Origin of the sequence: Polaribacter porphyrae, from assembly GCF_002954685.1 — a bacterium.
Classification (GTDB): Bacteria; Bacteroidota; Bacteroidia; order Flavobacteriales; family Flavobacteriaceae; genus Polaribacter; species Polaribacter porphyrae.
In genome coordinates this window covers 128,734-142,702 of sequence record NZ_MSCN01000001.1, presented here as the reverse complement: position 1 = coordinate 142,702, position 13,969 = coordinate 128,734, and the positions used below count along the sequence as shown (strand labels likewise).

The following is a 13,969-nucleotide window of genomic DNA, read 5'->3' as shown; positions in this document are numbered from 1 at the left end:
GGTGCTGCTTTATATTGTTATAAAATTACTAAAAATAATTTGTTTTAATAATTGTCATAAATTTCACCTAAATCGAATGATAATGAGAAACGTAAAGAGTTTTCTAATGGGTTATTAACATCAGAAGAATTGATTAAATACGATAAATCAATATTTAAAGCATTTGTTTTAAAACCTGCTCCGATTGTAAAATATTGTCTATTTCCATTATTTTCACTTTCGTGAAAATACCCAGTTCTAAGTGCAAATGCATTATTGTACAAATATTCTGCACCTAGTGCATATGTAACTTCACCTAATTCTCCACTAAAACCATCTTGTGCATCACCAAAAGAGCTAAAAACACCTTGAATCCAACCTTGGTCTTGGTCAGCACCTACTGAAGGGACTAACAACTTCGTGAATTCAACATTTGTAGATATAATATTATAATCATCTAAAATAAAATCAAATCCTCCACCAAATTTTAGGTTTGTTGGTATAAAATCTTCTCTATTACCTCCATAAGATACTTTTGGTCCAAGATTGGTTATATTAAATCCAATTCTATAACGTCCATTAAAATTACCATAGTTTTCTTCAAAAGATTGGTAATACCCAGAAATATCTACTGCAAAAGAATTAGCAGGTTCTATAGTGTTACCTGCTGTATTATTAAAAGATAAATTAGAACGAATGTATTTTAAACCTACACCCATTGAAAAAGTTTCGCTTAATTTAAGTGCGTAAGAACCAGTAAATACAAGTTCGTTTGGATTTATAGTACCAATAGAGTTTCCTGAACCGTCAGTTAAATCTATTTGTCCCAAAGAAAAATATCTAAACTCTGCTCCCCAAGCTGCATTTTCGCTGAATCTATTGATGTAAGAACCAGCACCAATAAAAATATCGTCTGTTAAATTACGTAACCATGGAGAGTAGGTTAATCCTGTTTTTATTTGCCTATCCATAAATGCAGTTTTTGCAGCATTATGAAACAAAGACCATGCATCTGCAGAAGTAGCAACACCCATATCTCCCATTGCTCCTGCTCTAGCATCTGGTACAATTAACAAAAAAGGTGCTGCAGTTGTAATACCTCCAATTTCACTTGTATTAATTGAAGTTTGTGCATTAATTTTTAAACTTACTAAAGCACAAAGTGCAAGACAAAATCCTAATTTTTTCATTTTTTATTTTTGATTTTTTGTTTTACAAATATCTAATTTTTATTGAAGTATTACTAATTTTTCGTACTTCTCTGAAACCAAGTTACTTGCTGTTGATATTACTTTGAGTTTATAAACATAAACTCCTTTACCTATTTTATTACCAAAATCATCTAAACCATTCCAAGTAATATTTCTTGATAAATTACCTGTTGTTTGTACATTTTGATTGATGGTCTTTACCAATTTACCAGAAACTGTAAAGATTTGAACTTGTACCTCTAGAGGTTCGTTAGGTTTATTGTGATTAAACCAAAACTCTGTGTAATTTACAAAAGGATTTGGATAATTCAATACATTTTCTAAATTTAGGATAGCATCACTAACAACCACGAAGTTTAACGTAGTTTCTGATGAATTATTGTAAGTATCCCAAGCTTTCAATTTTAATGTGTGTGGGCCAACTTCTAAATCTCTTAATGTATAGTTTACTTTTCCTTTAGAAAAATCATTTAATTCAGTTTCGTAAAAATCATTTAAGATGATTGGATTTGTAGTGTCTCCATCTAAAATAGCAACAATATCATGATCAACAGCAGTAATTGATGTATTAATACCACTATCATCTTTTAAAACAGCAATTAAATTCGGTGATGTATTGGTATTTCCTCCATCAATAAAAGATTCATCATTCATAAATAAGTTGATTTCTGGCCCAACAGTATCATCTGGTGCATTTTCATTAATGCCACCAACAACAACATCAAAATTTGCACCAGCTTTATCTATTTCACCATTTTCTGCATAAAAACTTAATTTACCTTTACCAAAAGCTACTTTAATATCTTTAGGTACAATAAAATCGAAGCTAAACTGACCGTTTTCAATAGTAGATTTCCCTCTAAAAAGCTTACTATCTTGGGTATCAAAAACCATCTTTATACCAAAACCATCATTATCTAACGTAGTTTTATTAATTATTTTATCAAAAACTGTTGTTGATAAAGTACCATTAAAATTTGATAAAACTGCATTAGAATTATCAGTAACAACACCTTCAAACTTAATTTTAGATAATGCTTTTATGGTATCTAAAGACGTTGTTATGTCTTTATCGTTCATTTTTGTAATACGTACATTGGGCTCTGGAACTGCTAATTCCATAGCTGGGTCTCCAAAATAATAAATAAAGAATTTTTGAGAACTCGAAAAGTTATTTTTTGCTGTTGCAAGTGCTTCTGCTATAGTAAAATCCTCATTATTAAAACCTAATAAAATACGAATCAATTGTTCATTAAATCGCTGACCTGTAGATATGAAAACCTCTCTTGTGGTTGTAACCATTGCTGCAGATCCACCTGTTTTACTTTTAAAATTTAACTCACCTGCTGTAATTCTATTTGGGTTATCAAATCTAGAAAAATCACACGTAACTGTTATTAATAAAGGTAAGGTGTTTGGGTTATTGAAGGATTGTATTTGTGGTACATCTAATATTCTTTCTGATGCAAAACCATCTTCTCCTCCATGACCAAAATAATCAAAAACCAAAGTTCCTTTTTCTATAGCATTGGTAATGGCTTTATTTACTTCTGGATAACGTTCTCCTCCAGAAGAATTTTGTTGAACAAAGGCATCTACGTAAATTTTATTAACATTAAAAACTGGTTTGTTGTTTTTAATTTCATCTGCAATAGACTCTACTCCTTGTTCTATAACTTCCTCACCTGCAACATCTATATCATCTGCTAAAAGTGTAATGGTATTTCTCCAATCTCCAATTGCTTTTTTACTATAATAAGATAAAATTTTATCAACAACATCAGTAGCCTCTGCAACATTAGAAACTGGTATTCTACCCGAAAAAACATCAATAGAGTGTGAGGTTAGCATTGTACCTTCGTTATCTTCTAGCATTACAAAATAATCATCTGTAACCCATGAACTCGCCAAATTAAAACTTGATGTAGATAATTTAACTGGTACAATATTGTTGTTTCCTTGAATTCTATCTTTATAATCGTAGGAAGAATCACCAAAAAAACATACGTATTTTAACTTTTTATCTGCTGATGTGTTTGTATTATAAACATGTTTTAGAAAATCTCTAATACCAGTAATATCTTTTGAACCTGAAGAAAATTCATTATAAATTTCGTCTAACACTACTACTTTAGTTGTTAGATTGCTATTTGTAGTATGATAATCTGCCAATCTTTGTGCTTGCCCAGAAAGTTCATTATTTGTAATTATGATATAATTTATGTCTTTTAAACTGTGTAAATTTTGATTTTCTATTTTTGAATTTTCTACAGTTTCTGGTATGTAAGCATCATTTTCGTCTACAATAATATATTCTCTCATTTGTCCACCAACATCAATAAAACTAAAATTATTTATTGTTGATTGATTTATAATTTGCTCTGGGTTTGTGTAGTTTGTAACATCCCAAATTTGTAAGGCATTTTGCCCATTTTGTATTTGAAATTCAACAAAACCTGTTGCGTCTTCTTGCTCAAAACTTCTAAAAGAAAATTGTTTATTATTATAAGATAAATTCTTTTTTCCTGTAATTTCTATAAAATCTAAAAATGCATTTGCTGAAGGGTTACCATTGTTATTATATGTAATTTCTACTGAAATCTTATCTAACGTATTGGCAATACTCCCTGTTCTTTCAATAGCAAATGCTTTTGTTAATGATGCAGAATTTATAGCAGGATAATTTATGGCAAAAATGTTTTGTCCGTTCACTTTTACATCCATAGTAGATGAAACTACAGAATTACTAACTCCTCTTATTCTTACGTTAATATTATTTCCTGAAACCGCATTTGGAAAAGGAATCGTAAAAGTTTGGGTATTTTCTATATTAAAATCTTCGTTAAAAAACCATTGTGTACCAACAGCTAGTAGGCTTCTTTCTTCTTTTTCAAAGAATGTAAAATCGTCATAGGTGTTTACTTGAACAGATGCAATATTATTATTTGCTGGTTTTTGTTGAATTCTCTTTCCATCAACATCATTTACTGTAATAAAATAATAGGCTTTATCAGAATAAATATTTTGTCTATGCCTAGCTGTATTTGAAGTTGAATTTATTGTCCAATCATGTGGTCCTTTTGCATAAAATAAAATATAATCATTACCATCAAAAGAACCATCATTTTCTCCTTCTATATAAATAGCATTTTCTTCTAAATCATCATATCTAAAATCACTATTCAATTCAGGTAAAAGTTGCCCTCCATTACCGTAAATATGTATCTTTTTTGGATTTAAACCGTTTAATGATATACCTATTTGTTGTAATAAACCTCTGTCAATTTTAAAAACACCTGTAGTATCTACAGAAAATTTATACCAATTGCCAGAAGACAATACAGAATTAGTTATTTGAGTGTAACTACTCTGCACTAGAAATATCAAGAAAATTTGTAAAAAAAATTTTTTCATATAAGTACTCAAATAACGTAAATAATGCTTACATATTTTACAGAAAACAAAGATAATTTATACTAAATTAAAAAAGTAATCGTTTACTAGAATAAGTGAAAAATAATGATGTTTTAATTTAAAGAAATTACTTGTTAGAAAGTATAATTATCGTAAATTGCATTGTTATAAAAACCTATCAATTTTAAATTAGGAAATGAAAAGCATATTTAAAATATCTCTAGTATTACTTACAATTTTATCATTTGTAAACTGTAATAAATCAAGATCTAATCAATCTAGATTAACAGGTTTAACTTTTAATGATCCTAAAAATGGTAACTATATAAGAAACAGTTCTTTTAAAGGGCAAAAACCTCCTTTAGGTATGGTTGGTGTTGAAGGTGGTTCTTTTACTATGGGGCAAGTACAAGATGATGTAATGTTTGATTGGAATACCACTCCTAAAAAGATACATGTTCGTTCATTTTTTATGGATGAAGCTGAAGTAACAAATTCAGAATATTTCTTGTACGTACAATATACAAAAGATGTTTTTTCGCCATCAGAAGAAAAATACAAGCATATTTACACTTCTGTTTTACCAGACACTTTGGTTTGGAGGAAGAGTTTAGGAAATACAGATATTTTAACAGATAACTATTTTAGACACCCTGCTTATGCAGATTATCCTGTAGTTGGTGTGAGTTGGTTACAAGCTAACGAATATTGTAAATGGAGAACAAACGCTGTTAATTTAAAAACGCTAATAGATAAAGGACATATTAAAAACATTTTTGAAATGGATAGTGTTAGTAATGCTTTTGATACTGATGCTTTTTTAACAGATAATACCAAATCTTTTCAAGGTGATAGCACTATTTACAAAAGAGGTGTAGGTAGAACTCCAAGAAAAAAAGGGCAACCAAGACCAAGTAGAGATGCTTTTCAAGGAAGACCTATTACCAAAGCAGATGGTATTTTAACACAAGGGTTTAGATTACCAACAGAAGCTGAATGGGAATTTGCAGCTAAAGCAAACATAGAGAACAGAGAATATAATAATATAAGAGGTAGAAAAAAATATGCTTGGAATGGAAAATATTCAAGATCTAAAAACAAAAGAACTAGAGGTGATCAATTAGCCAATTTTAAGCAAGGTAAAGGAAATTATAGTGGATTGCCTGGTTGGAGTTCTGATGGTTCTGATATACCAAACAAAATTAAATCATATCCTCCAAACGGATTTGGTTTGTATGACATGTCTGGAAACGTAGCAGAATGGGTTTCTGATGTTTATAGACCTATCATAGACAATGAAGCAAACGACTTCAATTATTATAGAGGTAATATTTTTACTAAAAAGATGATTGATGAAGAAGGTAATGTAGTTTTTGCTGCAACTGATGATGCTCCTGAAATAGAATATGATACTCTTGCTAATGGTAAAATTGTACCTAAACAATTACCAGGTACCATAAAATATGTTCCTATCACTAAAACAGATGCTTCATTAAGAAGAAACTTTGCTAGAGCAGATAATGCAAATATAGGCGATGGTGATTTAAACTCTTCTAGGTTCTATGAAGATGATGAAGATCAATTCAAATCTAGACCAAGTATGTACAATTCGCCAAAAGCACCCACAAGAGTTTTTGATAGTATTACAGGTAAAGAGATTTTACAAAACGATGCTAAAAAAAGGACAACTTTAATAAGTGATAGAACTAGAGTTTATAAAGGCGGATCTTGGTCTGACAGAGAGTATTGGTTAGATCCTGCACAAAGAAGATATTTACCAGAATATATGGCTACAAATTATATTGGATTTAGATGTGTATCTGATAAAGTTGGGCCAATGGGCACAGGTAAAAGAACAGCTAGAAACCCTAGTAGATAAAACAAAATTATAGATTTAAAGCCTCATTATTTTTTAATAATGAGGTTTTTTTATATTTAAGAATGGAAATCTCATCACTTTACAAGATTTATTTAGAACATCCTCTAGTTGATACTGATACTAGAAAAATCAGTAAAAACTCTATTTTCTTTGCGTTAAAAGGAGATAATTTTAATGGTAATAAATTTGCAGAACAAGCTTTAAAACTTGGTGCTAGTTATGCTATAGTTGATGAAAAAGAATATAAAACGCATAAAAACATAATTCTTGTTGATAATGTTTTGAGTACACTGCAAAAATTAGCTAACTATCATAGAAAACAATTAAATATTCCTGTTATTGCTTTAACAGGTAGTAATGGTAAAACGACTACAAAAGAACTTATAAATTGTGTTTTGAGTAAAAAGTTTAATACACTTGCTACTAATGGTAACTTTAACAATCACATTGGTGTTCCTTTAACATTATTAAGAATTACTAAAAACCATGAAATTGCCATTATAGAAATGGGTGCAAACCATCAAAAAGAAATTGAATTTTTATCTTCTATTTGCGAACCAGATTTCGGTTATATTACAAATTTTGGAAAAGCTCATCTAGAGGGTTTTGGTGGTGTTGAAGGCGTTATTAAAGGTAAAAGTGAATTATATACTTTTCTAAAAGAAAATGACAAAACCGCTTTTGTAAATCCTGATGATAAAATCCAAATTGATAAGACAAAAAATATTAAAACTATTTTTTTTAATTTAGAAAAATTATCGCTTTTAGAAGTGAATCCTTTTGTAAAACTATCTTATAAAAATGAAGAAATACAAAGTCAGCTAATTGGTAAATATAATTATTCAAACATTATAGCAGCTATTACTATTGGTAATCATTTTGATGTATCTACAAATGATATAAAATCTGCAATTGAAAGTTATATTCCTAAAAATAATAGATCTCAAATTATAAAAACAGAACATAATAAAATTATATTGGATGCATATAATGCAAATCCATCTAGCATGAAAGTTGCTCTAGAGAGTTTTGCTTTGCTTAAAGAAAAGCCAAAAGCTATAATTTTAGGTGATATGTTTGAGTTAGGTAATGATAGTATACAAGAACATAAAAATATTATCGATTTGGCTACATCATTAACTTTTGACAAATGTTTTTTTGTTGGAGAAAATTTCTTAAAAACTGAATCAAATATTAATCTATATAAAACTTTTGAAGAACTAAAAGAGTCATTAGAAAAAGACTCTTTATATAATTATTCTATTTTAGTAAAAGGTTCAAGAGGCATGCAACTAGAAAGGCTATTAGAGGTAATTAATTAAAATTTTCTCTATGGTATTCCAGCAAATTGTCAATTGGTCTTTGAATTACATCTGTAACCTTTAGATTGAATTTATTTGCTACTTTATCTAATATATCTTTAAAGTAAAATGCTATTGATCCAATAAAAAACAAAGGAGTGCTAGAATCTTTTTCAAAAGGCAAAATTCTATATTTAAAAAATTCTTGAAATCCTTTCTTTATTATTCTTTTAATGTATTTTTCTTCTTTAAACTCAAACATAAATTTAGCAAAGGACGCCAAATACATATTAGGGTTTGGAGTTCTATAAAGATTCTTCTTAATATAATCAGCATCTAAATTAAATTCTTTTTCAAACTTTTCAGCAATATACTTTGGCATTTTATCATAATAATACTCTCTTACAAGTATTTTACCAAAATAATTACCACTAGCTTCATCCATCAAAACATAACCTAAAGAAGCTGTTTTCATTTCTATATTTTGTCCATCAAAATAACAGCTATTAGAGCCTGTACCCAAAATACAAACTAATGCAGGTTCTTTACCAGAAGCTGCATATACAGCAGCTAACATGTCTTCTGCAACAAAAATTTTGGCATTTATAAAAATAGTTTGCAAAACATCTTTCAGGATTTTTGCAGGTTTAGGTGTTCCACAACCAGCTCCATAAAAATGAATTTCTAGAACATCATCTTTTACATTTATGAGCTGAAACATATTTATGATTCTATTGTTTAACTCTTCTTCTTCAACTACAGCAGGGTTTAAACCCAAAGTCCTTACTCTAAATTCCTCTTCTTTATCTTTGTTTAAAGCTATCCAATCTGCTTTTGTTGATCCTCCGTCTGCGATTAAAATCATATTACTTATTTTAAATCAAATATATAGTAAGAAAACAGGTTATACAACTTAAAAAAAATTTCAATCGATTTCGGTTTCTAAAAAAATACTTTTTTTATTTTGATTGTTGTAAATTTGATTAAATAGATATGATATGTTATTTTTTAAGAAAAAACAAATACCTCTAAACGAATTCTTTCCTGAAGGATTTGTTGATATTCACTCTCATCTTTTGCCAGGTATTGATGATGGAGCAACTGATTTGGATAATTCAATTGAATTAATTCAGAGAATGTCTTCTTATGGAATCAAAAACTTTATAACGACTCCACATATTTTAGGAGATTTGTATCCAAATACTCCAAAAATTATTAAAAGCAAACTTAAATTAGTACAAGATGAATTACTAAAAAGAGGTATAACTGATGTCAAAATTGATGCAGCAGCAGAATATATGATGGATGAGAAATTCTTACTAATGATTCAAAACAATGAAGAATTATTAACTCTTAAAGACAATTTAGTATTAGTTGAGATGTCTTACTTTAGCCCTCCAATTAACTTGTTTGATATTCTTTTTCAAATGCAATTAAAAGGTTATAAACCTGTTCTAGCACATCCAGAAAGATATACAACTTATCATAAAAATTTTAGAATCTATACAAAACTAAAAAATGCAGGGTGTTTATTTCAATTAAACTTATTATCTCTTACTGATAATTATGGAAAAGGTGTTCAAAAAATAACTAAAAGACTATTAAAAGAAGGTTTTTATGATTTTGTAGGTACAGATGCTCATAATGAAAATCATTTAAATTTATTAAGAAAAATCTCAACAATAAAGAACTTAAATATTATTCAATCTATTTTAAAAAATAATAAAACTATCGATAAAAAATAAAGAGTTTTTTTACCTCTTTATTTTTTAACTGAAAATTCTTTTATACCATGGTTTTTTTTCATTTTCAAAATAACTATTTCCATAGCCATAACCGTAACCATAACCATAACCATAGCCTTTTTTAACATCTACATCGTTTAATAAAATAGACATATTAGGTATTTTATTTTCTTTATAAAGAGCTTGTGGTATATTTAATAGTCTTTTATCTAAATAATTTGCTCTCGCTACATACATAAATGTATCTGCATATTTAGAAACCAACAATGTATCAGTAACTAGATTTACTGGAGCAGTATCTACAATAATGAAATCATAATCTTGTTTAACTTGTTCAAAAAGATCTTCAATTTTATCACTTAATAGTAATTCAGCTGGGTTTGGTGGGATCACTCCAGAAGAAATAATATCAAGATTTGTTATTTCAGGTATTGAGAATTTAATATCGTCAAGTTGAATATTATCAGATGTAATATAATTTGTTATACCTTTTCTATCTGGAAGCCCTAAATACTTGGTTACTTTAGGCGCTCTCAAATCTAGTCCTAGTAACAAAACTTTTTTATTTGATAATGATAATGCAGCAGCAAGGTTAATGGATATAAACGACTTACCTTCACCACTTGTTGTTGAAGTAATAAAAATTGATTTACCGAGATTTTTTTGATTATCTGTTAGCATAAAATCTAAATTAGTTCTCACTAATCTAAAAGATTCAGCAATACTTGTTCTAGCATCTTTAGAAACAACTATTTTATCGTCTTTATCAGAATGAGGAATTTCACCAATAAAAGGCATTGATAAAAACTCTTCAATATCTCTTTTTGAATGAATTTTTGTATCTAATAAGTTCTTTAAAGAGATAATTATAAAAGGGATTATTATCCCAAAAATTAAAGCTGTTAAATAAACACTATTCTTTTTTGGTGAGACAGGAGTATCAGAACCATAAGCAAAATCAATAATTTTCGCATTGGGAACAGTAACAGCCAAGGAAATAGCAGTTTCTTCTTTTTTCTTTAACAGATAAGTGTACAATTCTGAATAAATTTGATTCTGTCTTTTAATATCAATCATACCTCTTTCTATAAGCGGGATTTCAGATATTTTTGAAGATACTTTTTGGGCTTCTGTATTTAATTGACTCAATTGAATTTCGAGTGATTTTTTTAAATTTGCTAAACTCGATAATAAGTTTTTATTCAACGTTGTGATTCTTTTTTGGGTTTCGATTAATTGTGGATTTCTATTACCCGCCGTTACTATCAACTTGTTTTTATTCAAAACTAATTCATTATATGCCTGTATAGATGAAGTAATAGTTAAATCTGTAAAGCCTAAATTTGTTGGTAATACATCATTTTCTTTAGATTCCTTGTTTAATTTTTCTTGAATCCATTCAGCAAGATTCAACTGACTCTTTATTTCAGCTATTTTTTGATTGTTTACAGAAACAGCTTCAAGTGCTAATATTCCTTCTGATGAAAGACCTGTAATACCAAATTGTAATTTATAGTTCTTTACCTTGTCTTGAATGATTCCTAAATCGTTACCAACACTTTTTAAACGATCTTTAATAAAATCTCTTGTTTTTTCAGAAACAATATTTTTATCTTGAATGGCATCTAAATTATATTGTTTTACCAATTCATTTAAAAAATCTTCCGCTTTATTTTTCACAGCATCCTCAAGACTTAAGGTTAATACACTTGAGTTTATATTAACAGCGCTTATCTTAATTCTACTCCGATAACTATCAATCATTTTATTTCTCCCTTTGTGACGAATTATGATCTCTTTTTCATTAAAATCTTGTCCAAACTCATTTGAAAGTACTATATTAAATAACCCTATTTCACTATCAATAATTTCATTAAACTTTGAGGACAGAATCAATACTCCCTCAACATCTTTTATTTCAAAATTATTTTTATCTATAATTGATATGACAAAAGTTGTATCTTTTTCTATAAAGTTTGCTTCATTTTTTATAAATTCTAAAGAAATTGGACGTTGTTTATAAATTTCCTTATTCAAAACCCTCCCTTCTGTAAAATAGGAGGTTGTTAGGTTCAAAGAATCCACCACATTCCCAATAATTTTACGAGATTTTAATATGTATATTTCATTATCGGTATTGTTCGCAGAACCACCTCCAATAATTCCTAAATCTTTAAAAGCTTCTAATTCTTGGGAAATACCAGACTTTTTATTGTCTTTGATCATGATAGAAGCAGTAGCACTATATTTTGGTGTGGTGTATTTTAAATTAATAAATGCTAGAGAAAGTGACAAAAAGACACCAAGGACAAACCACCTCCAATTTCCCAAGTATTTTTCTAACTCTTCTCTTATATTAATGTTATGAGAGCCTTCTAATTCTTGATTGTTTATATAGTTGTGTTTTTGTTCTAGCATTTTTATCTTGTTAAAAGAGATACGATGGTAATGAGTAAACCAGTTATCGAAATAAATAAAGTAGTATTTGAGTTTGATGAAGCGGACTGGATACTTGCATAATTCGGCTCTACATACATGACATCATTTTGTTGTAAATAATATACTGGTGATGTCAATAATTTATTTGATCTTAAATCAACTCTGTATTGTGTTTTTCTACCATCTTCTTCTCTGATAATCATAATGTTACTTCGTTGTCCTGAAATATTTACATCACCTGCTAGCGCTAATGCATCTAAAATGGTAATTCGCTCATTCGGAATGCTATAACTTCCAGGTCTTCTAACATCTCCAATTACAGAAATCTTGTAATTGGCAATTCTAATATTAATATTAGGATCTTTGATATAATCAGGTGAGAGTTTATTCCTTAACAACTCTATGGTTTCTTCACGGGTTAGTCCACCTATTTTAATTTTACCAATTACAGGAAAATCAATCTCCCCTTTATTGTCAACTAAATAAGTCTGTTGTTGCGCTACCCCTATGGCAGAATTTGAAGTTGTAGAATAAGTAACTGCTGCTAGATTAAAAGGTCTTACCGCCTCTATATCCAAAGCAGTAATGGTAATTTGTAATACATCATCTGGTTTGATAATAGTTTTGTAACTATTGCTTACTTTAGATTGTTCTATTTCATCATTTTGAAAATAGATAACTTCTTTTTTTGAAACACACGAAACAAAAAAAATTATTAAAAAAACACAAAGAATTTTCCCTGACTTATTCACATTAAAAAATTTGTTGCGAAAGTAATATATTTTTTAATTATAAGACATCTTTTTAAATAAAAAACATTGTTTTTTTTACAAATTTTATTTTTAAGTAACTAGCTTTATAATATAACATCTAATTACTTCTTGCACCTTTAAATAACACATTTTTAAATGAAAGTAATAGATATTTCAAATCTGTATTAAAAGGCGCTTTAGAATATGCTAATAAATATTTTTTCTCAGATGCCATTATTTCATTCATATCTTTTGGTAAATCTGCGTAAAAGGGAGGTATAAATCCGGGTTTAAATTGAGTACGTAAATCTTGCAATTCATTAGTATATAAACCAAAAAAATGTGAACTTAAAGGTCTAACTCCAACTAATTTCATATCCCCTTTAATTATGTTAATTAGCATTGGTATTTCATCTATCCAAAACTTTCTAAAAACTCTACCTTCTGGTGAAATTCTAAAATCATCTTTTATTTTACCCCCTTCTTTTAAACTATTTTGATTATATACATACTCTTGGAGATACTCAGAAAAGGGATGCATAGTTCTTAACTTGTATACATTAAATTTTTTCTTATTCTTACCAATTCTTTTTAACCTTATAATAGGACCATAGGTGGGGTCGTTATCAAAAATAGGGTCTTTTACTTTTTTAACAACAAAATAGAGAGTATTATTTATCGTTTTTTCATCTACAATTTCAAAGCCGCAAGAATACAATCTTCCATAAGTTTCAGCTCTTGAAATTACTCTACCTTTACCTTTTGTTAGATAAAAATATATTTTTTTTGTAATTTTTAATTTGGGAAAAACTCTTGTAAAAAGGGTATCAAAAAAATATACAAACCAATTAATTACTGGAGGATATTTTTCAAACAAAACTTTTCTTCTATTCGGATACGTTTCTACACAGCCTAAATAAAACCCCGAATTTGGTAATTTAATATTTATTGATTCAAAAAATTTATTGATAAATCTTACATCATTTATTTTTTTTAAATTTACAATGCTAGAAATACTATTATCTTTTAGCCTATCAATATTAAAAAGTGTTGAAGTTGAAGTTATATATGTTTGCTCTAAACTTAATTCAAAATGTTTTTGAATAAACTCTAAAACTTCATTATTATTAACTTCTTTTAAAATTAATTTTTTGACTTTTGGCTCATTGTTAGAGCAGTTTTCTAAATCTTTTAAAAAACTTGATTTAATTTCTTTCTTCTTACCTTTAGCAATTATTTCATTCATAAT

The 13,969-nt window shown here is 28.3% G+C and carries 9 protein-coding genes; 3 read left to right on the top strand and 6 right to left on the bottom strand.

Going from position 1 to position 13,969, the window contains the following annotated elements:
• Positions 1 to 44: 44 nt before the first annotated feature.
• Together porV and porU are read right to left on the bottom strand one after the other, a co-directional pair.
• Positions 45 to 1,169 carry a type IX secretion system outer membrane channel protein PorV gene (porV, locus tag BTO18_RS00650; protein ID WP_105014365.1) on the bottom strand — a complete coding sequence of 375 codons (1,125 nt, stop codon included), beginning with the start codon at positions 1,167 to 1,169 and terminating at the stop codon, positions 45 to 47.
• 39 nt (positions 1,170 to 1,208) lie between these two features.
• On the bottom strand, positions 1,209 to 4,604 hold the full coding sequence (gene porU, locus BTO18_RS00645; protein WP_105014364.1) for a type IX secretion system sortase PorU: 3,396 nt from the start codon (positions 4,602 to 4,604) through the stop codon (positions 1,209 to 1,211).
• Between the two features lie 196 nt (positions 4,605 to 4,800).
• On the opposite strand from porU, the gene gldJ reads away from it, so the two are divergent.
• On the top strand, positions 4,801 to 6,483 hold the full coding sequence (gene gldJ, locus BTO18_RS00640) for a gliding motility lipoprotein GldJ (RefSeq protein WP_105014363.1): 1,683 nt from the start codon (positions 4,801 to 4,803) through the stop codon (positions 6,481 to 6,483).
• A gap of 62 nt (positions 6,484 to 6,545) precedes the next feature.
• Entirely contained in the window at positions 6,546 to 7,805 is a 1,260-nt protein-coding gene (locus BTO18_RS00635; protein WP_105014362.1) for a UDP-N-acetylmuramoyl-tripeptide--D-alanyl-D-alanine ligase, read from the top strand.
• Here BTO18_RS00635 and BTO18_RS00630 read toward each other — a convergent pair.
• The gene (locus BTO18_RS00630; RefSeq protein ID WP_105014361.1) at positions 7,798 to 8,649 is read right to left on the bottom strand and encodes an N-acetylglucosamine kinase; all 852 of its coding nucleotides are present in this window, start codon (positions 8,647 to 8,649) and stop codon (positions 7,798 to 7,800) included. The genes BTO18_RS00635 and BTO18_RS00630 overlap by 8 nt on opposite strands.
• A 133-nt stretch (positions 8,650 to 8,782) precedes the next feature.
• Here BTO18_RS00630 and BTO18_RS00625 point away from each other — a divergent pair, with 133 nt between their 5' ends.
• Entirely contained in the window at positions 8,783 to 9,529 is a 747-nt protein-coding gene (locus BTO18_RS00625; protein ID WP_105014360.1) for a tyrosine-protein phosphatase, read from the top strand.
• Between the two features lie 24 nt (positions 9,530 to 9,553).
• On the opposite strand, the gene BTO18_RS00620 is transcribed toward BTO18_RS00625, so the two are convergent.
• The 3 genes from BTO18_RS00620 to BTO18_RS00610 form a co-directional block, all read right to left on the bottom strand.
• Positions 9,554 to 11,947, bottom strand: a complete 2,394-nt coding sequence (locus BTO18_RS00620) for a GumC family protein (protein ID WP_105014359.1) — start codon at positions 11,945 to 11,947, stop codon at positions 9,554 to 9,556.
• A gap of 2 nt (positions 11,948 to 11,949) precedes the next feature.
• Positions 11,950 to 12,720, bottom strand: coding sequence for a polysaccharide biosynthesis/export family protein (locus tag BTO18_RS00615; protein ID WP_105014358.1), 771 nt, complete (start codon positions 12,718 to 12,720; stop codon positions 11,950 to 11,952).
• 118 nt (positions 12,721 to 12,838) lie between these two features.
• Complete coding sequence (locus BTO18_RS00610; RefSeq protein WP_105014357.1) at positions 12,839 to 13,966, bottom strand: sugar transferase; 1,128 nt, start codon at positions 13,964 to 13,966, stop codon at positions 12,839 to 12,841.
• Between the last annotated feature and the right edge of the window lie 3 nt (positions 13,967 to 13,969).

Excerpts from the sequence above, each read along its gene's own strand:
- BTO18_RS00630 (WP_105014361.1), bottom strand. The coding sequence starts at position 8,649 with ATGATTTTAATCGCAGACGGAGGATCAACAAAAGCAGATTGGATAGCT.
- BTO18_RS00635 (WP_105014362.1), top strand. The coding sequence starts at position 6,546 with ATGGAAATCTCATCACTTTACAAGATTTATTTAGAACATCCTCTAGTT.
- BTO18_RS00625 (WP_105014360.1), top strand. The coding sequence starts at position 8,783 with ATGTTATTTTTTAAGAAAAAACAAATACCTCTAAACGAATTCTTTCCT.
- BTO18_RS00610 (WP_105014357.1), bottom strand. The coding sequence starts at position 13,966 with ATGAATGAAATAATTGCTAAAGGTAAGAAGAAAGAAATTAAATCAAGT.
- BTO18_RS00620 (WP_105014359.1), bottom strand. The coding sequence starts at position 11,947 with ATGCTAGAACAAAAACACAACTATATAAACAATCAAGAATTAGAAGGC.
- gldJ (WP_105014363.1), top strand. The coding sequence starts at position 4,801 with ATGAAAAGCATATTTAAAATATCTCTAGTATTACTTACAATTTTATCA.
- porU (WP_105014364.1), bottom strand. The coding sequence starts at position 4,604 with ATGAAAAAATTTTTTTTACAAATTTTCTTGATATTTCTAGTGCAGAGT.
- porV (WP_105014365.1), bottom strand. The coding sequence starts at position 1,169 with ATGAAAAAATTAGGATTTTGTCTTGCACTTTGTGCTTTAGTAAGTTTA.